Origin of the sequence: Pseudomonas sp. K8 (genome assembly GCF_014889455.1) — a bacterium.
Classification (GTDB): domain Bacteria; phylum Pseudomonadota; class Gammaproteobacteria; order Pseudomonadales; family Pseudomonadaceae; genus Aquipseudomonas; species Aquipseudomonas veronii.
In genome coordinates this window covers 48750-69750 of sequence record NZ_VJWO01000035.1, presented here as the reverse complement: position 1 = coordinate 69750, position 21001 = coordinate 48750, and the positions used below count along the sequence as shown (strand labels likewise).

The 21001-nt window shown below is 57.3% G+C and carries 16 protein-coding genes and 1 tRNA gene; 5 read left to right on the top strand and 12 right to left on the bottom strand.

Annotated features, from left to right (window positions below; translation table 11 throughout):
- The coding region (locus INT12_RS21620) for a retention module-containing protein (protein WP_193059007.1) at positions 1–3318 on the bottom strand (3318 nt) is incomplete at its 3' end.
- Between the two features lie 347 nt (positions 3319–3665).
- On the opposite strand from INT12_RS21620, the gene INT12_RS21615 reads away from it, so the two are divergent.
- The 4 genes from INT12_RS21615 (at position 3666) to INT12_RS21600 (ending at position 8790) form a co-directional block, all read left to right on the top strand.
- The gene (locus INT12_RS21615) at positions 3666–5018 is read left to right on the top strand and encodes a TolC family outer membrane protein (RefSeq protein ID WP_017848528.1); all 1353 of its coding nucleotides are present in this window, start codon (positions 3666–3668) and stop codon (positions 5016–5018) included.
- A gap of 46 nt (positions 5019–5064) precedes the next feature.
- Positions 5065–7218, top strand: a complete 2154-nt coding sequence (locus INT12_RS21610) for a type I secretion system permease/ATPase (protein ID WP_026140218.1) — start codon at positions 5065–5067, stop codon at positions 7216–7218.
- Positions 7208–8584 (top strand): HlyD family type I secretion periplasmic adaptor subunit, encoded by a 1377-nt coding sequence (locus tag INT12_RS21605; protein ID WP_026140219.1) that lies wholly within the window; start codon positions 7208–7210, stop codon positions 8582–8584. The genes INT12_RS21610 and INT12_RS21605 overlap by 11 nt, the downstream gene beginning before the upstream one ends.
- Positions 8585–8714: 130 nt before the next feature.
- Positions 8715–8790 (top strand) — tRNA-Thr (locus INT12_RS21600).
- A gap of 231 nt (positions 8791–9021) precedes the next feature.
- Here INT12_RS21600 and INT12_RS21595 read toward each other — a convergent pair.
- Positions 9022–9375 (bottom strand): hypothetical protein, encoded by a 354-nt coding sequence (locus INT12_RS21595; protein WP_193040036.1) that lies wholly within the window; start codon positions 9373–9375, stop codon positions 9022–9024.
- A 794-nt stretch (positions 9376–10169) separates the two neighbouring features.
- Here INT12_RS21595 and INT12_RS21590 point away from each other — a divergent pair.
- On the top strand, positions 10170–10475 hold the full coding sequence (locus tag INT12_RS21590; RefSeq protein WP_193040037.1) for a winged helix-turn-helix domain-containing protein: 306 nt from the start codon (positions 10170–10172) through the stop codon (positions 10473–10475).
- Positions 10476–10636: 161 nt separating this feature from the next.
- On the opposite strand, the gene INT12_RS21585 is transcribed toward INT12_RS21590, so the two are convergent.
- The 10 genes from INT12_RS21585 to INT12_RS21545 form a co-directional block, all read right to left on the bottom strand.
- The gene (locus INT12_RS21585; RefSeq protein ID WP_226926274.1) at positions 10637–11839 is read right to left on the bottom strand and encodes a glycosyltransferase; all 1203 of its coding nucleotides are present in this window, start codon (positions 11837–11839) and stop codon (positions 10637–10639) included.
- Positions 11840–12061: 222 nt separating this feature from the next.
- A complete protein-coding gene (locus INT12_RS21580; protein ID WP_193059008.1) occupies positions 12062–12568 on the bottom strand; it encodes a lysis system i-spanin subunit Rz in 507 nt (168 codons plus the stop codon).
- Positions 12565–12879: a DUF6527 family protein gene (locus tag INT12_RS31385; RefSeq protein ID WP_226926273.1), complete on the bottom strand. Its 315-nt coding sequence runs from the start codon at positions 12877–12879 to the stop codon at positions 12565–12567. Before INT12_RS31385 ends, INT12_RS21580 begins: the two co-directional genes overlap by 4 nt.
- A complete protein-coding gene (locus INT12_RS21575; RefSeq protein ID WP_193040038.1) occupies positions 12876–13385 on the bottom strand; it encodes a glycoside hydrolase family 104 protein in 510 nt (169 codons plus the stop codon). Before INT12_RS21575 ends, INT12_RS31385 begins: the two co-directional genes overlap by 4 nt.
- A 434-nt stretch (positions 13386–13819) precedes the next feature.
- Positions 13820–14659 carry a hypothetical protein gene (locus INT12_RS21570; protein WP_193040039.1) on the bottom strand — a complete coding sequence of 280 codons (840 nt, stop codon included), beginning with the start codon at positions 14657–14659 and terminating at the stop codon, positions 13820–13822.
- On the bottom strand, positions 14659–16530 hold the full coding sequence (locus tag INT12_RS21565; RefSeq protein WP_193040040.1) for a hypothetical protein: 1872 nt from the start codon (positions 16528–16530) through the stop codon (positions 14659–14661). Before INT12_RS21565 ends, INT12_RS21570 begins: the two co-directional genes overlap by 1 nt.
- Before the next feature lie 12 nt (positions 16531–16542).
- Entirely contained in the window at positions 16543–19050 is a 2508-nt protein-coding gene (locus tag INT12_RS21560; protein ID WP_193040041.1) for a phage tail protein, read from the bottom strand.
- A complete protein-coding gene (locus INT12_RS21555; protein WP_193040042.1) occupies positions 19034–19492 on the bottom strand; it encodes an NlpC/P60 family protein in 459 nt (152 codons plus the stop codon). The genes INT12_RS21560 and INT12_RS21555 overlap by 17 nt, the downstream gene beginning before the upstream one ends.
- Positions 19489–20349: a DUF2163 domain-containing protein gene (locus INT12_RS21550; RefSeq protein ID WP_193040043.1), complete on the bottom strand. Its 861-nt coding sequence runs from the start codon at positions 20347–20349 to the stop codon at positions 19489–19491. The genes INT12_RS21555 and INT12_RS21550 overlap by 4 nt, the downstream gene beginning before the upstream one ends.
- Positions 20346–20996, bottom strand: coding sequence for a DUF2460 domain-containing protein (locus tag INT12_RS21545; RefSeq protein ID WP_193040044.1), 651 nt, complete (start codon positions 20994–20996; stop codon positions 20346–20348). Before INT12_RS21545 ends, INT12_RS21550 begins: the two co-directional genes overlap by 4 nt.
- Between the last annotated feature and the right edge of the window lie 5 nt (positions 20997–21001).

Here is a 21001-nt window from a genome sequence, read left to right as displayed (position 1 = left end):
CTTGGTCATGGCCGCGTCGGTATAGAACGTGCCATTGGTTGGCGTGCCGACGGTGAACGATTTCACGTTCTCCACGCCATCGATATCAGTGGCCGAAAGCTTGACTTCGATGCCCTGGGCCGGATCTTCAGAACCGGTCGCGGTAGTGGCGACAGCTTCTGGCGCATCGTTGACCGCAGTCACGGTGATAGTGCCGTTGGCTGGGGTCGAGGTCAGCGGGTTGCTGCCGTCAGCGTTGCCGCTGTCGGTCGCGGTATAGGTGAAGTTCGCCGTGCCGTTGAAGTTTTCGTTCGGTTTGAAGTAAACCGTGGCTTCGCCGTTGACTGCGTCAATCGAGCCGGTTACCGGCTTGGTCATGGCCGCGTCGGTATAGAACGTGCCATTGGTTGGCGTGCCGACGGTGAACGATTTCACGTTCTCCACGCCATCGATATCAGTGGCCGAAAGCTTGACTTCGATGCCCTGGGCCGGATCTTCAGAACCGGTCGCGGTAGTGGCGACAGCTTCTGGCGCATCGTTGACCGCAGTCACGGTGATAGTGCCGTTAGCTGGGGTCGAAGTCAGCGGGTTGCTGCCGTCAGCATTGCCGCTGTCGGTCGCGGTATAGGTGAAGTTCGCCGTGCCGTTGAAGTTTTCGTTCGGTTTGAAGTAAACCGTGGCTTCGCCGTTGACCGCGTCAATCGAGCCGGTTACCGGCTTGGTCATGGCCGCGTCGGTATAGAACGTGCCATTGGTTGGCGTGCCGACGGTGAACGATTTCACGTTCTCCACGCCATCGATATCAGTGGCCGAAAGCTTGACTTCGATGCCCTGGGCCGGATCTTCAGAACCGGTCGCGGTAGTGGCGACAGCTTCTGGCGCATCGTTGACCGCAGTCACGGTGATAGTGCCGTTGGCAGGGGTCGAGGTCAGCGGGTTGCTGCCGTCAGCGTTGCCACTGTCGGTCGCGGTGTAGGTGAAGTTCGCCGTGCCGTTGAAGTTTTCGTTTGGCTTGAAGTAAACAGTCGCTTCGCCGTTGACCGCGTCGATCGAGCCAGTCACCGGTTTGGTCATGGCAGCATCGGTGTAGAACGTGCCATTGGTTGGCGTGCCGACAGTGAACGATTTCACGTTGTCCACGCCGTCTACGTCGGTGGCCGAAAGCTTGACTTCAATACCCTGGGCCGAATCTTCAGAACCCGTCGCAGTGGTCGCCACAGCCTCAGGCGCGTCGTTGACCGCCGTCACAGTGACAGTGCCGTTAGCCGGCGCAGAGGTCAGCGGGTTGCTGCCGTCAGCGTTGCCACTGTCGGTCGCGGTATAGGTGAAGTTCGCGGTGCCGTTGAAGTTTTCGTTCGGCTTGAAGTACACGGTGGCTTCGCCATTGACCGCGTCAATCGCGCCAGTCACCGGCTTGGTCATGGCAGCGTCGGTGTAGAACGTGCCGTTGGCCGACTCGCCGACGGTGAACGATTTCACGTTCGCCAGGCCATCCACATCGGTCGCGCTCAGCTTGACCGCAATGCCTACGCTTGGATCTTCAGTCCCGGTTGCAGTGGTCGCGATCGCTTCCGGTGCATCGTTCACCGCCGTCACAGTGACAGTGCCGTTAGCCGGCGCAGAGGTCAGCGGGTTGCTGCCATCCGCGTTGCCGCTGTCGGTCGCGGTATAGGTGAAATTCGCGGTGCCGTTGAAGTTTTCGTTCGGCTTGAAGTAAATCGTCGCTTCGCCGTTGACCGCGTCGATCGAGCCGGTCACCGGTTTGGTCATGGCCGCGTCGGTGTAGAACGTGCCATTGGTTGGCGTGCCGACAGTGAACGATTTCACGTTCGCCAAACCATCCCCATCGGTCGCACTCAGTTTGACCGCAATGCCCTGGGCCGGATCTTCAGCTCCGTTCGCTGCGACCACCGCTGCCACCGGCGCATCGTTAACCGGCGTCACCGTCACGTCCAGCGTGCTGCTCGAACCGGTATTGGTGGTGTAGCCGATTTGCGGCACTTCACCGTTGTAATCCTTGACCGGGGTAAACGCATACGCGCCATCCGCACCGATGGTGACGGTACCGACACCTTCGACAATGGCGGTTTGGCCTGCGTTATACGTGGTGCCGCCAACGGTGAACGTCGCGACGGTCAGCACGTTGTCGATATCGCTGTCATTGCTCAGCACGTTGCCAGTGGCAACCTGCTCCTCGGCAACCGTGTTGGTGTCTGCGACCAGCACGCTCGGGTTGTCGACAGCGATCACGGTGGTAGTGGCGGCTTCCGGGTTGATCGCCAGGTTTTCGTAGTTACCGCCGCTTGCACCGGTAATGGTGGCGCTGACGCTCAGGTCTTTGCCGTCGGCCAGGTTTGCCGGCGTATCGACGCTGACGGTGCCCGTGGTTTTACCGGCTTCGATGGTGATGATGGTGTTGTTGGACAGCGTGATGGTGACGTCGGTCTGCGCGGCGTTGTTCACGGTCGCGGTATAGACGATCTTGCCGCCCTCATCGACCGACGCGTTCGCGCTCAGCGTGACGGTGGTGGTGTCGATGGTGTCATTGATCTGCGTAACCGCTGGCGCCGGGTCGGTGGTGATGATCAGGTTGCCGCCGCCGGCCGTGCCGGTGATGGTGGCGGAGATCGACGAGGCATCCAGGTAAGGCGTGTCATTGCCCGCGAACGTGACGTTCAGCGCGCCCGCGGTCTGGCCGGCGGGGACCACGACAGACAAGCCGTTGGACAAGGTGACGGTCAGGTCACTGGTCGGCGCCTGGGTGACAAACACGGTGTAAACCACGACGCCGCCGGCTTCGGTGATGCTCGGCGTGGCGGTCAAGGTGATGGTGACGCTGCGCGGATCGAGGCTGTTATCGGCAGCGGCAGTGAACAGGCCGGTCGCGGCATCAGCGGCATTCAAGCCGTTCGTTGGATAACCGATAGTAGGGTCAACCGTGCCTGCGGTGGCCTCCAGCACGACAAAGCTGTGGCCACCGCCCACGGCGCCGTCCGCGCCAGCGGCAGTCGGGCCGGCAGCAGTGGCTTCAAGGTCTTGGGTCGGGTCGGCACCGGCAGCGATGGCTTGCTGCAGTTCGGCAACAGAGGGTGCTTCCTGGGCAGTGGCGGCACTCAGGTCGGTCACTGAGTCAGGCGTGTTCGCGCTCCATTGCGTGTCGCGCCCCAGGTCAAGGGTGCGGCCATCGGCAAGCTCCAACGACACGGAGCCGGCAGGACCGGTTTCCACCTGCTCCCCTGCAAACAAACGATCCCCTTCTACCAGCAGGCGACGAATCCCTTCCGGGGATACCGCAAACACTTGACCGACAATGCTTTTGACGACCGCAACGCTGCTCATAAAAGACTCTCCGTGTATTACCGTTCAGGGGGCATCCATCATGGAGACCGGCCTTTCTCTCTAGTGCCGATTCGATAGCTGGAGTACGTTAAACCCATGTAAAAAATTTGGCGTCAATAATTTGGTGTTTCGCTCGACGAATTACTTTTCCGTCAAGGTATTGACCTATTTGGCGCCATCCTAAACAATCCGCCCGGTAATGTCACATTGATATTTACACGGCATCGCGACTTTCTGTTTGCACCGTCCAGCACTCATGACAAGCAGTGATTTCGGTTGCCAATCCAATGCACTATTTCAAGTTTGTTGCGGTTTTCCAGGCAACCAATCCCCAGGGAAGAATCACAATGCGTTTGCACTTATTCAAAGCTTTGCCTTTTGCTCTAGCCGCCAGTTTCGTACAGGCCCAAACCCTGACAGAGGCGATGCAGAAAGCGGTGGAAGTCCATCCGGAGATCCAAGCGGGTGTCAATGCGCGCATTGCTGCTGACTACCAAGTCGACGCAGCCAAAGGCGGCTACTTGCCTAAAGTCGACTTGCTGGGCGGTTATGGCCGTGAACGCTCGGACAACACCACCACCCGCGCGGCCAGCAACAGCCACGATTGGAAAACCATGAACCGCGGCGAATCGACCATTCGTCTGCAGCAAAACCTGTTCCAGGGTTTTGGCACCCAAAATGAAGTAGGCCGCCAACAAGCCACTGCCAATTCCCGCGGTTATGCGTTGCTCAACACGACCGAGCGCACCGCCCTGACGGTCGCCCAGGTTTATCTGGATGTCTTGACCCGTCGCGAGATGGTGCAACTGGCAGAAGAGAACCTGAAAAGCCACGAACGCATTTTTGACCAGATCAAATTGCGCACCAGCCGTGGCGTCGGAAGAATGGCGGACATGGACCAGGCCGAAGCCCGTCTAGCTCAGGCTCGAAACAACCTGATCACCGAACAGACCAACCTGGCTGACGCCAATACCAACTACATGAGCGTTGTCGGCCAAGAGCCCGACCAACTGGAAAAGCCAGCGGGCATCGTGACCTTGCTGCCAGCCAGCCTGGATGAAGCACGCCGCCAGATGATTGCCGACAGCCCGGTATTGCGCTCTGCCGAATCGGATATCACCGCCGCTGAAAAGCAGTACGAATCCGCCAAGTCGACCTTCTACCCGCGCTTCGATGCGGTGCTGCAACGTTCGGCCAACGACAACATCGCCGGCGACCCAGGCCATGACAACAGCTATTCCGCCATGCTGAACATGCAGTTCAACCTGTTCAACGGCGGCACCGACAAGGCCAACCTGCAGTCCAAGGCTTCCCAGGCCTCCCAGGCGCTGGACATCCGCAACAACGCCCTGCGTCAGCTGAACGAAGAGCTGGGCCTGGCGTGGAACGCCTACAACAACGCCACCCAGCAGGTGCCGATCGCGCAGGAATACGTGGACCGCAGCACGCGAGTACGTACCTCGTATCAACAGCAGTTCAGCCTCGGTGAGCGTACACTGCTCGACTTGCTCGACAGCGAGAATGAACTGTTCACCGCTCAGCAGCGTCTGGCGCAGATCAAAAACCTGCAGATCTACACGCAGTATCGAATCAAGGCCGACATGGGCCAACTGCTGAGAAGTCAGGGCGTGGTAGCGCCGATGGCATCGGTTGTGCAGAACGATATTAAACCGTCGGTAAACCTGCCAGGGATGAACTGATTCTTGACGGCGTTGGACCACTCAACTGCAGTAAGAGAGAGTCAGCTTGGATTCTGAAATAGGTGTGGCGCAACTCAACCATGACCCGCGCAGTCAGCATGACGACCCCTTGCTGGACGGGTTGTTGACACTCTGCTCACTGCATTACAAACCCGCCAGCCGCGCAATGCTGACCACTGGGCTGCCACTCGCGGCCCAGCGTCTGAGCGCCGAGTTGCTGCCGCGTGCAGCCGCTCGGGCGGGTTTGCAGGGGCGGTTGCTGCAGCGCAAGCTGGAACAGATTCCATCCATCGCACTGCCCGCCATGCTGCTGCTCAAGGAAGGGCGCAGCGCGGTGCTGTTGGGCTGGGAAGGCGACACGGCGCGACTGCTGCTCAGCGAAAGCGACGGCGGCGAAGTACAGGTCAGCCGTGAAACCTTGAGTCAGGATTACAGCGGTCGGGTATTTTTCGCCCAACCGCAGCATAAATTTGACATCACCAGCGGCACGCTGATCCCGCGCGCACGCTCGTGGTTCCGAGACACCCTCAAGCGCTCGCGCTGGCTCTACGCCGACGCAATCGCCGCGAGCCTGGTGATCAACCTGATCGCCCTGGCCGCACCACTGTTTGTGATGAACGTGTATGACCGCGTGGTCCCCAACCAGGCCACCGCCACCTTGTGGGTGCTGGCCATCGGTATCTGCGGCGCGTACCTGTTCGATCTGCTGCTCAAGAGCCTGCGCAGTTTATGCCTGGACCTGGCGGGCAAAAAAACCGACCTGATCATCTCCGCGACGCTGTTCGAGCGCATCGTGGGCATGGCCATGAAAGTGCGCCCGGCGCGGGTCGGCAGCTTTGCGCAGAACATCCATGAATTCCAGGGGATGCGCGACTTCCTCACCTCGCTGACCCTCGCCAGCCTGATCGACCTGCCGTTCACCCTGATCATCCTGGTGGTGATCGCCATGCTCGGCGGCCACCTGGTGTGGATTCCGATCATCGCCTTCCCGCTGGCCCTGGGTATCGGCCACATGCTCCAGAAACCGCTGACTGCGACACTGGAGCGCACCATGGCCCTGGGCGCCGAGCGCCAGTCGAGCCTGATCGAAACCCTCGCCGGGCTCGATGCGGTCAAGGTCAATAACGCAGAAAGCGAGCGCCAGTATCAATGGGAACAGACCATTGGCACCCTCAGCCGCCTGGAACTGCGGGTCAAGGTGTTGTCCGGACTGGCCATGAACATCACCTTGCTGATCCAGCAAGTGGCCGGCGTGGTGATGATCATTTTCGGCGTGTACCAGATCATTGATGGCGCCCTCAGCATGGGCGGCCTCGTTGCCTGCTACATGCTCAGCGGTCGCGCACTGGGCCCGTTGGCGCAACTGTCGGGGCTGCTGACGCGCTACCAGCAAGCCAAGGTGACGATGGTCTCGGTCGACCAGATGATGGAGTTGCCGCAAGAACGCAACTACGACGAACGCCCGCTCAGCCGCAAGGCGCTGCAAGGCGCGATGACGTTCCGCGAAGTCGACTTCACCTACCCGAACCAACAAAACCTGGCGCTGCGCGGCATCAACCTGAATGTGCGGGCGGGCGAGAAGATCGGCATCATCGGGCGCAGCGGCTCGGGTAAAAGCTCGCTGGCCAAACTGCTGGTCGGTCTTTACCAGCCGGATTCGGGCTCGTTGCTGGTCGATGGCGTGGACATTCGCCAGATCGATGTCAGCGAATTGCGCCACAACATCGGCTACGTGGCCCAGGACATCCAACTGCTGGCCGGCACCTTACGCGACAACCTCGTCTCGGGTGCGCGCTACGTGGACGACGAAATGGTGCTGCAAGCCGCAGAACTGGCCGGCGTGCATGAATTTGCCAGGCTGCATCCGCAAGGTTACGAACTGCAAGTGGGCGAACGCGGGCAAAACCTCTCCGGCGGCCAGCGACAAAACGTCGCCCTCGCCCGTGCGTTGCTATTGAACCCACCGATCCTGCTGCTGGACGAACCGACCAGCGCCATGGACAACACCGGCGAAGAGCGCCTGAAACAGCGCTTGCAGTCGGTGATCGAAAACAAGACGGTGATTCTGGTCACCCACCGCGCCTCGCTATTGAGCCTGGTGGATCGCCTGCTGGTGATCGACCGTGGCCAGATACTCGCGGACGGTCCAAAAGCGGCCGTCATGGAAGCGCTGAAAAAGGGGCAGATCAGTGTTGCTTAAATCCGGCCCACGCCGTTTGAAAGACGTCATCTTCGGCTATTTCAGAGGCACCGACTCGCTCGAAGACCAGCCCTTGCCCGAAGTCGAAAAAGCCCTGGTCGACGACGCCCCGCGCATCGTGCGCCTGACCATTTGGGGCGTGATCGGCTTCTTCGTGTTCCTGATACTGTGGGCGCACTTTGCGATCATCGATGAAGTGACCAAAGGCGAAGGCAAGGCGATCCCCTCCTCGCGCATCCAGAAAATCCAGAACCTGGAAGGCGGCATCGTCGCCCAGATCTACGTGCATGAAGGCCAAATCGTCGACGCCGGTGCGCCGCTGGTACGCCTGGACGACACACGCTTTGCTTCCAACGTCGACGAAACCGAAGCCGACCGCGTGGCCATGGAACTGCGCGTGGAGCGCCTCAGCGCCGAAGTCGAAAATCGCCCGCTGAACATTACCGAAGACGCGCGCAAAGCCGTGCCCAACCAGGCGTCGAACGAAGAGTCGCTGTACCTGAGCCGACGCCAGCAACTGTCGGACGAAATCGGCGGGCTGCAACAACAACTGCTGCAACGCCAGCAGGAACTGCGTGAATTCGCCTCCAAGCAGGACCAATACCGCAACAGCCTGAACCTGCTGCGCCAGGAGATCGGCATGTCCGAACCGCTGGTACAACAGGGCGCGGTCTCGCCGGTAGAAGTGCTGCGCCTCAAACGCTCCGAAGTGGAAACCCGCGGCATGCTCGATGGCACCACCCTGGCCATCCCCCGCGCCCAGGCCGCCATCAACGAAGTGCAACGCAAAATCGACGAGACCCGCGGCAAATTCCGCAGCGAAGCCCTGGCTCAACTGAACGAAGCGCGCACCAACCTGAGCAAGGCCCAAGCCACCTCCAAAGGCCTGGAAGACCGCGTCAGCCGCACCATGGTCACCTCCCCCGTGCGCGGTATCGTCAAGCAAATGCTGGTCAACACCGTAGGCGGCGTGATCCAGCCCGGCAGCGACATCGCCGAAGTCGTACCGCTGGACGACACCTTGCTGGTAGAAGCCAAGATCCGCCCGCAAGACATCGCCTTCCTCCACCCCGGCCAGGAAGCAATGATCAAATTCACCGCCTACGACTACACCATCTACGGCGGCCTCAAAGGCAAACTCGAACAGATCGGCGCCGACACCGTGATGGATGAAGAGAAGAAGAACACCTTCTACGTCATCAAACTGCGCACCGACCGCAGCCACCTCGGCACCGACGACAAACCCCTGCTGATCATCCCCGGCATGGTGGCCTCTGTGGACATCATCACCGGCAAGAAGAGCATCTTGAGCTACCTGCTCAAGCCAATCATCAAATCCCGTGCAGAGGCCATGCACGAGCGCTGATCGGGGCATTTGGCTGCGGGAGAAGCGGGTAAATGCAGGGCGAAGGGCGAAAACTTGGGTTTTCGCAAAAATAGTCAGATTTCAGGGGTTTACAGAACTTTTTCAATCGCTATAATCGTCGCCCTAACACGCCGGTATAGCTCAGTTGGTAGAGCAACTGACTTGTAATCAGTAGGTCCCGGGTTCGACTCCTGGTGCCGGCACCATTTAAAACAAGGCCTCGCAGCAATGCGGGGCCTTGTTGTTTCTGTTGTACGTACAAACAGACGTACAATTAGGCGTGCCCGCCCCTTCAACACCATCGCGCTGGGCACAGCGCCATTTCAGAATCCCATTCGCAGATTCACGAATTGAGACCGTAAGACATCTGGAAGAATGCAGGGCCGACAGCTATTCCCTCAGGTTTTCAGTAGAATAGACCCGCATATGAAAATGTATTACTTGACTTTTGTGGCTTTCCAGGTGGCCAATTTAAGCAGTGTCGCCGCGTCGCCAGTGTCATTCCACACCGCTGACTTTAGGTTCCAGTAGAGCGTGTGTCTGCGATTTGTAGTCGAAGTGGACCATGAGTTTTTCCCCACAGCAGTCCTCAGAAGGATCTCATCCCCAGATTTGACGTCGTGTTTTGGAAACCAAAATACGTGTCTATTTTTATCCGTGATCTTCTCACCATCATACGTGGTGTCAACGAGCGCATAGTAGGACAAATCACAGTCACTACTTACCTTCAGTAGCACATACTCTTCATCAGCCTTACCGTGGCCGTGGACGCTGACAACCTTAATATCCATGTCGTACTCCATGTAATTGAAATTTAGGGCTCATCAACCCACCAGTTAAACCGTAGCACTGTGAACACACTTAAGTGAACCCCTACCTTCGAACGTGCCAATTTTGAAGGCTGATAGCCTTCTCACTACCGACTTGCTACCTGCTACCCCCCATCCTCGCATCACGCATTTTTCCTCCTCAGACAGGGATAGACTGGATCCATCTTTCAAAAAACCCTCCGTTGTGTTCGATACATTTTTAAGCGACAGTCGAGAAAATAAATGTCCAACTCGAATGAGACAAAATTGCTAGCTCTCTAAATTGAGTCAGTTAGCACTTTCTCCGATCTAAATCAGGATGCAGAGGGCTTCACCACCACACCGATCGTCGACTTGAATAAAACCACGACTATAAAATGCATGGACGAGAATCCTCGCAAATTACGACTTGTTGAATAACATTAATTGAGGTGCGAGTCATGTTACATCCAAAACTCATCTCGGCGGTACTTGCCAGTCTTCAGCTAAATCAATTGATGATTGGCGAGGCGTTTGAAGAAATAGCAATATGGTTGGACAAGGAGGGCGAAGCAGAGGTTAAGAGTTTGCATAGGCGATCTGCCATTTAATACAGAGGTTATGAATAAGGCAATCTCTGAGATCCTAACATACGAAACAAAACATTAAGCACCTGGCAAAAGCTTCATCCCACTCAATTTTTATAAAGAATCACAGCATCCTCACCCCAAAGCATTCCTTTCCTCGGCAATTAGAAATAACTAAAGATAGCCTTAAGACAACAAGCTATTCACAACATGAAACTAGAAACCTGGATACTAATAAAAAAATCGAAATCATTAACTAACGGCGAACTTATAATCTATCTTAGCAAAACAGAACTCAAGCTGCTTGAAGCAATTGCACAAGAACCCGAACGCAAAGCAAAAACTGATTTACTTATCAGGCAGATAGACAAACAACCAAACACCTACAAAGGGCTACCCATGTGTATTAGCAGACTCAGAAATAAATTCAAAAACTCAACTAACGGTAAGCGTCTATTTGTTGCAATTAGGAATTACGGCTATTGCACCACACAACTAATAGTCGTTTTAGAGTAGAGACTGCATAAAGGCAGCAGAAAAAGCGAGCAGCTTTCGACCATCGATCTTCATCACACCCTAAAACATCTGAGAGCCACTGAGATACGCTCTCAGATACTACCTCACAGAACCAAGCATCCTCACAACTAGCAAAGCCATATATAAGCCTTTCCGGAAGACTATTTAGACTTCGCAACAGATAATTCAGCACTACCTCTGAGAATCTCAGCCAACCTCGCAGCTGCGCGCCGAATGTGAAAGCGACTATTAAAGCACTGCAAAGATCTTTGGCTCAGAGCTTCATACTCAGACAATGTGAGATTCAACCAACGCGTCAAATTTTCCTCAGTACCAGCAATCGTGTCATCAGAAATAAAGCCTGCACCATCCTTCTCAATCTCTCGCCAAATATTCACTTTATTGCTGATAAGCACGGGTTTTCCGCATGCCAAAGCTTCGGCCACAACTATTCCGAAATTCTCTTGGTGTGAAGGTAAACAAAAAACCTCAGACGCATAAAATGCCCCCCACTTATCGCTTCCTTGAAGCATTCCAGGCCAAGTTATCCTATTCTCCACACCTAACTCTTTAGCCATTGCCTGCAAACGCTCCTGCAATAAAGCCTGATCGGGCCCAGCCATAACTAAATGTAATCGCTCATCCCTAGCAGCAACTGAGGCAAAAGCCTCAATCAATAAGTCACATCCCTTTTTCTCATGCAGCCTACTCAAAAACAAAATGATACGTTTGTTCTGCAGCTCAGGATACTTATTCAAAAATGCACCAGACAACTCTTTTTTATTTTCCGGCGGAACGCCTGTACCATGAGTCGACACAGATTCTCGTACTTTATACAACCAAAAAGACTGCCTAGCTAACAATCGCTCTTCTTCACATGTGAAAATTACTGACCGGGCATCACGCAACATCCTGTATTCAGCCCAAGGCCAGTAAAGCCATTTTTTGATATGTTTAAGCGGATATGTTTTCTTAAACCATGGATCTAACATTCCATGTGGAAAGACAAAGTAAGGTACTCCCGTTTTCGATAAAGCAAGATGAACCGCCCGACTATGATATTGCCACAGACCATCAACAACCACTGCATCATAATCTGTAGAATGAGCAATTAACCACTCTGTTAATTTTGGAGTGTATGCATAGCTAGTTTTACCTGGACCTAACGCATGCACCTTTGGAAGACCGGGATCATCATGCCATGGTCGGTTGGGAGCTTCGCAACATGCCAATTCTGCTTCAATACCCAAGCTTGAGTACTGTGAAAAAAGCTGCTTTACGCCTTCTATCGGCCCACCTCCCTTAGGATTCGCAGATGGTATTACATGTAGAATCCTAATTTTTTTATCAGCAGAAATATCCATGCGGTCGGCCCACTCAACTATAAATAATTAGGCAAGCTGTAGAGCCAGCCTTTTATGGATGAGCATAATATATCTCCGCGCCGAACAATCGGAATTCATTACACTGACAATTCATAACATTATTACTTTAAGTCTAGACCCGAAATTATCGTACCTATTTATATAGAACCTCTTGACAGCTTACCGCGTCTATTAAACCTAATTTTTTGATCGTAACGCATATCATCGAGCAATAGATCTGACGTACGACTGGCACGCCCGCAACGCTATCAATCCTTGGTCGCCGGCATCGGTGATTCCGATAATTCGTTGAGCATGCGCCGGGTCAAGTTGGGCTCGACGGGCTGCATGAACCACGCCGACGGTGCCGGGAGCGGCAGACACGTTGCAGCCACTGGCTGTGTCCGTGGAGTCGAGAAGGACTGACAGCCGCACATCAGCAGTAGCAAGGCGGTCACGCAATAGAGCTTGATTACGTTGGGCATTGGACAGTTCTCGGGTGTGCTGTTGATCGGAGACGGCGAGTTGTTGCTCTGTAGCCAGGCGCTTGTCCTGTTCGGTCTGCTGCTGGCGTAGCGCGGCCTGGGTCAGATTGTTTAGATCTTCAGCCAGCAGCGCGGCCTGGCTCGCCAGCTTTCCAGCGTAACGCCACGCTTGAACCTGCCAGGCCGCGCCGAACGCAATGATCATCGCGATCAACAAGACCGCCAATTTTTGTGGCGTGGTCAGCATTGCTCATCCTCCCAATCGGGTAGATCGACGGTCTGCCCCGCCATATGGTGAGTGCAGTCTTCAAGAAACTGAATGCGCCCACCGGTCACGAACGAATGACAAACCCGGGGGCCGTCCGACCAGGTGTATCGGACCAGAATGCTTGGAGTGAACGTCGGCGCGTCCAAGCTCCCATTCCACCCCCACCGTGGACCAACCCCTGCGCCGTGCGAAATGCCATGAGCCAGGCCGCAACCTGGACACTCAAAATACAGACGATCCTCCTCGGCTTGGGCCAGGCACTGGGACACTTTCCGTAATGCCGTCATGACAGTGCCCCACCCGCCAAGCGGTACTGCTGGATCAGGTCGTCAGACCGGTGCTCTCGCTGGCCATACCCTGCACCAGGCAGGCTTGCCCAAATATTCCGGCACTTTGCGATCGCGGATTCGACCCGGCCGGCATGCACGTCCGGTAGTGCGCGGCATTCGCGAATGTGCTGCAGAGCCAGCAGGTCTTGGCTGATCGGGCTGAAGTCAGGCAGGGCCAGCAGCGTTCGGTAATAAGGCCAGTCCTTGAGCATCTGCTGGTACCGGCCCGAGGCATTTGAGGTCAGGCCCTTGCTGTTGATGACCTTAGAGCGGCGACCCTGTGCGAAGGGGTGATCACTGAAATCTGTGAAAGTCTCAGGCTTTCTGTCGATGCCCGTCACGATGACGTCGTAGCCATCCACGGAAGTGGCGGGCGATGTGCTGGTTCCCTCGGACCAAGCGAGCATGTCGAGGAAAGCCAGCGCATTGCGGCTGCCCGCTTGGGTGGTAGAAAGTCGTGCCATAGGCTTTTCTCCAGACGAAAAAAACCCGCGCAACGGCGGGGATTATAGGTGGAACAAACTCTGCTGAGTTCGTTTTAGACGGTGCTGCACTCAAACGAATGGGGCCAGAAACCCCGTTGTGATAGGAAGTTCCGCCCCGTTATTAAATGACAGCCTTTGCGTTGGGGCACATCGCTATCATCTACGCCAAATTTCGCCACGAAGGAGCGCGTAAATGGTGCAAAGGCCCGCCAAAACTACCAATCGCCACGGATGGGTTTGGGTCTACAAAAAAATCAGACGCTTTGGATTCTCTCGGTTTACTGCTTGCTACAGAGCAACCCGTTACGTTCTCACAGGAGATACAGGAACTTTCCGATTCAAAAATGGCTGGGAAAAATTCCGCTTCCGCCGCTAATTACGGGTGGTGGTGGACTTGAGGTTTACCTAACCAACTATGGGAAGGTCGACGGCGCCGTAAAGGTGTCACCAGCAAACCGGCCACCTGCCGCGAAAGCGGCATCCCATAGCGCTTTGTCGAGGGCATCGACGTCTGCGTAGGTTCGCCCCGACACGGTCAGATCCTCGCAGTAACCGCGATAGAAGATGTCCGAGGGGCATTGATTGGTCAGCGCGGAACCAGATCCACCATTACCGAAGATAATGCTTCCGGCCGCTGCCGTCACCGTATCCCCACTCCCCGCAGACGCTCGCATTGAGGAGTACCGGTTGGCCACGGCGTTGGCACCGCCGACGACGTTGTAAAGCCCGGAAGCCTTGCCGGTGTTTCCGGCACCACTCATGTATCCCAGGAAGTTGCCGCCGCTGCCGATCTCCATGTACCGGTGACCGGTTGCGAGTGCTGCACGTGTCCGGTGCGCCCATACCGAGAAATAGAACAGGTGGGTCTTGTTCGCGATGATGTAGTCGCGGATCGCAGCTGCGATATTGATCTGTGAACCATGACCATTCACCGTGTTGTTCACCTGGCTGTAAATGGCGTGCAGGCCCTTCTTGGGCGTCCGCTCAAACAGAGCGTCAGCTGCGACCGCATTACTAGTGAACACCCCTGCCAAGCTGCTCTCAGTGCCTGCGCCAAGCACCGCTGCCGCTTCGGCATAAGCAATATTGGGAATGGAGGCTCCCGCTGCCGGCACTCCGCTTACTCCACCCAAGCTGTGCCCCAAGTCGAACAGATAGAGCGACCCCGCACTCAGCAACGCATCGGAGCGCAGAATGGGCAACGTCGTATCGGTAAAGGTGATGCCATCCAGTACGGTTTTTTGTCCGGCCATTACCAGGACCTCCGGTTAATTTCATAGGCAATGCGACGAGCGATATGCCCGTTGCTGATCGTGGTGTTGTGAATGATGTCCAGCCGCAGCGAACGTGGAACCACGCCCTTGGCCACGTCGTCGAGATCGTCGGCGCTGCCGTCGTTGAACTGCATCAGCCACTCGCGGATCTTGATCACGCGATCGCCGTACTCGGTGGTGGCCCAATCTTCCAGCGCGACACAGTTGTTGTAGGTGGCGGTACCGACCCCCTCCCCCGTCGACGTGCCCGGTGTCGGGTTGCCGCCCAGCGGCGGCGTGATGATCAGGTAGCGCTTTTCAACGGTTTTCTGCACCCCCACCATCGCCCGGATGTCGGCCTTGATCTGCTCGAGGTTGTCGAGGTTGTTGCGGCCCATCCAGATGATCTCGGTGTAAAACCCGTCACCGGGCACGTCGGGCACAAACGGCGACTTGGGCGCGCTGTATCGGGCGTCTCCGGCGGTATCCCGAGCAAACGTGTAAACGTCCGACTCGTCGCCTGTCTCACTGTGCGTGCACGTCAGCGTGCCGTGGATGCCACCCAACGTACCTTTCAACGTGTAGGTCCCCGAGTTGGTCGCAGGCGTGGACAGCAACAAGGTGCTCAACGCCGTGACCGTCACCGAACCCGAGGCCGGGATCTGGTTGTCCGTGACGGTCAGCAGCGCACTGCCGGCGCCGAAACGCGCGGCGATCTGGCGAGACGTCTGGCCGCCGATGCCGCCATTGACAATGGTCCGCGCACTGATCAGTGGAGCAAGTTGCTCCCGCCAGGTGACCTGGCTGCTATTGGCTGTCAGGGAATCTCCCACACAGAGCAGATCGTGCACCGGCTTGAGGTACTCGATCCCTGTGACATCAGGGATATGAATATCAAAATTACCCACCGTTTTGCCGGCTGTGGTGATGCCCAGCGCAATGCGGCCAACCGCATCGACGACGGCCCAGACATAGCCGGACTCTGGACTCAGTTGAACGGCAATGAAGCCCGACAGATCGGCCCCTAACGCTTTACGAGGGACGGCACCGGTGCCGAGCAAGAACTTACCGGTAACGGTCCCGTCCACTCGAAGAGCCAGCCCAATCCGGCCCAGGGTATCGATCACTGCCCACGCATATCCCGACTGAGGGTCCAACGCCTTGGCGATGAATCCGTCGAGGTCGAGTTTCAGCGTGTTGCGATCGACAGTGCCATCGCGCAGCATGAACTTGCCCACGAGTGAACCATCCACCCGGCACCCCAGCGCCATGCGTCCAACCGAATCCACCAGCGCCCAGGTGTAACCGGACTCTACGGCCAATCGAACAAAGCGCAGCTCCAATCCATTAAACGTGCCGCTCTCAACCGCAGAGGTGCGCACGTCTATCTCTGCGATGTAGCCCACCGAGGGGTCATCGGAGACGTGCCTGGCCTCCGTGGCACTGACCCGCACATACAGGCTGCGCGATATATCTGGCGAAGTGGGTTCGACATAAAAAGACTGGCCGTCTACAGTCGCCAGAAGACCTGCAGCGACAGTGGCATGCACTTTCCCATCGACCATATCGCGGTTGAGGCGATCAATTTCCGCATTGATCATATCCACTGGATCGCTGGTTCCGATGCCCTGCAGCAGCGGCGCTCGGTACCCCGCATAGCCGATCTGAATATCGATGCGAGCCGCCGTGGTGTAGAAAAACACCCGCGCACTGGCATCGGCATGCATGGGATTGGCTAGCACCACCGTCGCCGATGCGTCAGAAAACAGCGGCGCCAAGGTCTCACTCCCTGAGACAAGCACCCTCACCGTTGCTCCAGGCAATAGCACGCCGTCTTCAGCTCTCGCGGCAAAGAATTGAATAGGTTGCATGATGAGTCTCTATCAGGTGTTGAAGGTGATCGCCGGGGCGAAGTTGAGTTGACTGCGCACACTGCTCCAAGTGTCGTACGCTGCAGCGCAGAGGTAATACGTGGTGTCTGGAGTCAGTCCCGTGATCTGCCCGGTGCGTGATACGCCTTGATAGCCGACCGTTCCTGCCGTTGCCGGATCAAAGTCTTCCTCTGTCGAATACACAAACACATAGCCCGCCGCGTCTGGCTCAACACTGGCTGCGCAACTGACATCCGCGGTGGTGCCAGTGACCGTGGCGGCGGTTCCCGTAACGGGCGCCGGCGCCGTATTGGTGACCAACAACGACACCAACTGAGCCTGGCCTGCAGCGTTGCGCTCGATGACCTCCACCCGATAGCTGCGAATGAGCGCGCCATCCACCAGCGCATCTTCACGCTGGTACGTGAATGCCGTGCTGGTGGTCGCCACCTCTCGCAGGAGGGCATTACTGCCCGCGTGACGAACACGTACCAAGCGATCCTCGGCACGAGCTCCGGCCACCCAGCTGACGGTGAAGTACGGCGCCTCGAAGGCACCCACCAGGGCGAGGTTTTGCGCGGTATCAGGCGCTACCCGAGCCGGCGATAACGTGACGCTGTAGGCAGTGACATCCGCCAGATCCTCAAGCGCTCGACCGAACACGTTAAAAGAACGGAACTTGACCCATACGGTCTTGCCGACCTGGTCGGACGTGTAGCTGTACTTCCAGACCGCATCATCTAACCGCACGAATGGGGAACCGGCCGAGTGGCTGGACACCGATGTGCTAAGGCGTCCACGTCGCAAATAGCTCAGCTCATAGCCTCCGACGCCGGTGAGCACCGCGTCGCGGTAACTCAGCAGCTCGCCGGCCACCCAACACAGCGTGGCGCCACTGTCCGCCTCGGCGGTCGTGGCCGCTGCCAGCTCGGTTGCCGCTGCCAGTTGCACCGACAAGGTGTTGACCGTATCGGGGTCGCTTCCGGATGCAAGCGTTGCGGTCAACTGGCCCATGCGCGCCCTGCCGTAAATCGTCTCCGCTAACCGGTAGCTGTCGCCATCGGCGCTGATCCAGATCTCACACCCACCCCAGGCTTCACCCACACCGGCAATACCGCCCCAGATCTGCAAGGTGCCGGCGGGCAGCAAGCTCTCGGGTGGGTTGAACATGATGGGCGCTAGGACGGGGCCTGGCGCGATGTTCTGATTGCCCTGATAACCGCTTTTGCTCTGCACTGGATAGTTGGGTGCGCTGCCGACGCCCAGCAACGCATCCTCGGCCACGATCGCCAACTTACCCAGCTCGTCCTCCTCAACCGAAATCAGCCGGACCAGGCGCTGGTGCAGGTTCAAGCCAGGCTCTGTGATCGTCACCAGGTCCATGGGTTCGAGGAGCACATGCTGCCAGCCGAGGGAAAACTCGTATTTATTGCGCACATACAGCTTGCGCTGCACCAACAACTGCGCCGCATGAGCGCCGATGGCGATATTGCAGATCTCGTACGCTTTGATGGTGTCCATCGGCTTGGAGCCAAACTGCTCAATGGCAGCCTGATCAGGCGCACGCACTACGTCGGTGTTGTACTCGTGATCGCGATCGAGGATCTCCAGCGACACTTCGTTGTAGCTGTCGGCCTGGCTCTTGATCTTGAGCGAGACCGGAGGCTCACCGTCCTCAGAAAGAAAATCGTCGTCGGTCAGATCCGCCACCGGCGTGATGTTCGGAAACCACGTCACGCCGTTACCGGTGACGGCCTGGTCGCCGTAGGGGATCACCTTGAGTTGACCAGCAGACCACACCATCTCGCTGTTGGTCAGTTGCAACCAACGCGTGATCGCCTCATTCGCCGGCGCCTGCTCGTCGAGCACCGGACTCAAGAGTAAGTTTTCCGCCAAGCAATAGTTGCGGTAGTTCGACATGTCCGCGACCCATGCCGGGGTAAAACCGATTCCGTCCAATGGATCGAGCAACAACCCGGGTAGGAAGTCGCCTGGATTGGCATCCGGCAACCCGGGCACCTGATAACGCCCGTCCACCTCAAACGTATGATTCTGGACGCCGGCGTTATCGTTGAGCAGGTACCTGCTGGAAAACACGTAGGCCGTATCGGAATAGCCAATGGCCTCAGCCGGGTGGCGAGTCTGAAGAAAACCCCACACGGTCTGATCATGAGTACCGTTGGCATAGTTCAAGCCAATCTGCGCCAGTGAGGAAAACACCTCTTTGTCACGAAATACGCGGTGAATCGCACCCAGCGGTCCCCGCCCGACGGCCAAAATGATGGCCGCGTAGTAGGTGTAGGTCGTGTCTTTTTGGGTGGCCCCGCCGCCGCCTTTACCCCCCGACTTTTTCGTCGTGGTTTTGGCGACCGCTTCGAAGTCACTGTAATAAATGAGATTCGGGCTGATGCGATTGCGGCCGGCGATCCAGGCGATCGGCTTGCCACTGGCACTGCTCTGGATCTGCAGCGCGTTGATGCGTGTTGCACTGTTGGAAATGGTACTACTGCTGCCCCCCATCGCTGACTCCATACCGGTTAAGTGTGTAATAACGCACGGTGTGGCTGGAGAGCCGCTCCTCGCGCATGTCTGCAAACTCGACGCCGATATCCCGATAGGCGTGAATGATGCGGTACTCATCGACCACCACAGCGCCGTGGCTGAAGGTCCGGCCGAATTTCCAGACCGCGACATCACCACGCTGTGGCGTATTGATCTGCCGGCCGTACAGCTCCAGCCAGCCCAGATAACGCTCCTCACTGCGATGCAGGTGCCAGTCCTGGGCATAAGCCCCGGGATCAATCAAGGGAATCAACCCGGCGGCGTGATACACCTCAATCAGCAACCAGGCGCAGTCAACACCAACACCCAGCAGGTGCTGCCGGTGCTGATACGGCGTGCGCAGCCAACGCTCGGCCTGCGCGATCACGGCATCACGCTGCAGCACTTCAAACGGGCTCATACCGATGTCTCCGCGACGGGAATGAACGGCATACCCCGATACCGCGCTCGGTTGCCGAATTTGTTGGTGCAGGCATCCAGCGTCCGTGGGCAACCCGGGTAAATCAGAAACTGATCACCCGCCACTGGCACACTTGGCAGTCCCAGGATCATCGTCACTGCACCATCAGCCGTGAATCGGCGTACGGTCCTTATCACTCCCGCATTGGCACCGTTCACAAAACGAATCACGCCCTGGTCGAACCAGCCCTGAGAGGCGGGCACATTGGAGTTCACACGTAGAGCCGTGCTACCGCCCTGGACCACACCCACGGTTTCAAACAGGGCGCGATTCACTCCGCAATCAGCGCTGTACACCGTGCGCAGGCAGGAGGGCTGATAGACGCCCCGGGGCACCTTGGTATCCAGCAGCTCGATCGGCGACTTCACTGTCACCGTCGCCTGCTCGCGATCGGCAGGATCCACCTCGGCGACACGCCCGATAAAACGTGTGACCGTGCCCACCACGGGCGACCGCCAGTCCGCCATAAACGCTCGAACAAGGTTCAGGGTGGCCCCGTCAAAACCGCCGCCGGCAATGAATGGCAGCAAGGGCTCGCCGAATACGGTGTCGTCCATGCCGGCGGTAAAGGTCACGTTCAACGTGTCGACCTCAATCCCGCGCACCGCACGCACGCCGGTGCGCTTGATCAGTGGCCCGCTGGCCGAGTAGTTCTGTCCGCCATAAAAAATCTGCAAACCCGCATCGGTGTAACGCAGCACCTGGCCGCTGGCCAGGGCAATCGTGTACAAATCCGCCATGACGAAACTGCGCGCCGTGGCCAGAAAGGCTTTCAGTTCGGGTGTGGCATCGATCATGGTTTGATACTCGTGAACGCGATGTTTTTGAGCTCCCAAATCGCGCGATAAGGCTGAGCCCCGTCGAGCGAATCGGCATCGAAAGCACAGCGAAAATAAAACGCCCCACTCCACACCAGAGCCGCATTGATGGGCGGGGCCACCGTAAAGGTGATGCGCCCCAGCTCATCCACAGTGAAGGCTGAAGTAGGAGCACCACTGACAGTGACGACGTCCACATTGACGACGCCGTACACCGGCTCCACCCAATGACCGATCGTCCGGGACAGCTGAAATGTTCGCGTGGTGCCATCCCCGGTGCCAAAGCGCTGAAGCGTTACCAGGTGATCGCTACGATCAAAAAACAGGAACTCGCCGAATTGCCCTTTGCGCTGATTGAAGAACTCAATCAGCCTCGACCACTCATCCAACCCGGGGCGCTTGCGCACGGCGTTGTAACTCAGCTGGAAAGACCACAGCGGCGCCGGGTAGTACGCCGTTGTCCGGCGTCGACCGCTGGCAGCCTTCTGCACACCGGTACTCCACTCAGGTGCCTTTTTTGAAAGCAGGGTTTGCCCGGGCAGGCGCGGCAGAACGCCTTCAACCGCCGCGCCCATATCGGGGTAACTGGCGATCCAGCGCGCCGGCCAAAAAGGTCCTAACGACATCTCAC

Bases quoted from the DNA above. Each gene is read 5' to 3' on its own strand.
- INT12_RS21615 (WP_017848528.1), top strand. From the start codon at position 3,666: ATGCGTTTGCACTTATTCAAAGCTTTGCCTTTTGCTCTAGCCGCCAGT.
- INT12_RS21595 (WP_193040036.1), bottom strand. From the start codon at position 9,375: ATGGATATTAAGGTTGTCAGCGTCCACGGCCACGGTAAGGCTGATGAA.
- INT12_RS21590 (WP_193040037.1), top strand. From the start codon at position 10,170: ATGAAACTAGAAACCTGGATACTAATAAAAAAATCGAAATCATTAACT.
- INT12_RS21585 (WP_226926274.1), bottom strand. From the start codon at position 11,839: ATGGATATTTCTGCTGATAAAAAAATTAGGATTCTACATGTAATACCA.
- INT12_RS31385 (WP_226926273.1), bottom strand. From the start codon at position 12,879: ATGACGGCATTACGGAAAGTGTCCCAGTGCCTGGCCCAAGCCGAGGAG.
- INT12_RS21575 (WP_193040038.1), bottom strand. From the start codon at position 13,385: ATGGCACGACTTTCTACCACCCAAGCGGGCAGCCGCAATGCGCTGGCT.
- INT12_RS21570 (WP_193040039.1), bottom strand. From the start codon at position 14,659: ATGGCCGGACAAAAAACCGTACTGGATGGCATCACCTTTACCGATACG.
- INT12_RS21565 (WP_193040040.1), bottom strand. From the start codon at position 16,530: ATGCAACCTATTCAATTCTTTGCCGCGAGAGCTGAAGACGGCGTGCTA.
- INT12_RS21560 (WP_193040041.1), bottom strand. From the start codon at position 19,050: ATGGGGGGCAGCAGTAGTACCATTTCCAACAGTGCAACACGCATCAAC.
- INT12_RS21555 (WP_193040042.1), bottom strand. From the start codon at position 19,492: ATGAGCCCGTTTGAAGTGCTGCAGCGTGATGCCGTGATCGCGCAGGCC.
- INT12_RS21550 (WP_193040043.1), bottom strand. From the start codon at position 20,349: ATGATCGATGCCACACCCGAACTGAAAGCCTTTCTGGCCACGGCGCGC.
- INT12_RS21545 (WP_193040044.1), bottom strand. From the start codon at position 20,996: ATGTCGTTAGGACCTTTTTGGCCGGCGCGCTGGATCGCCAGTTACCCC.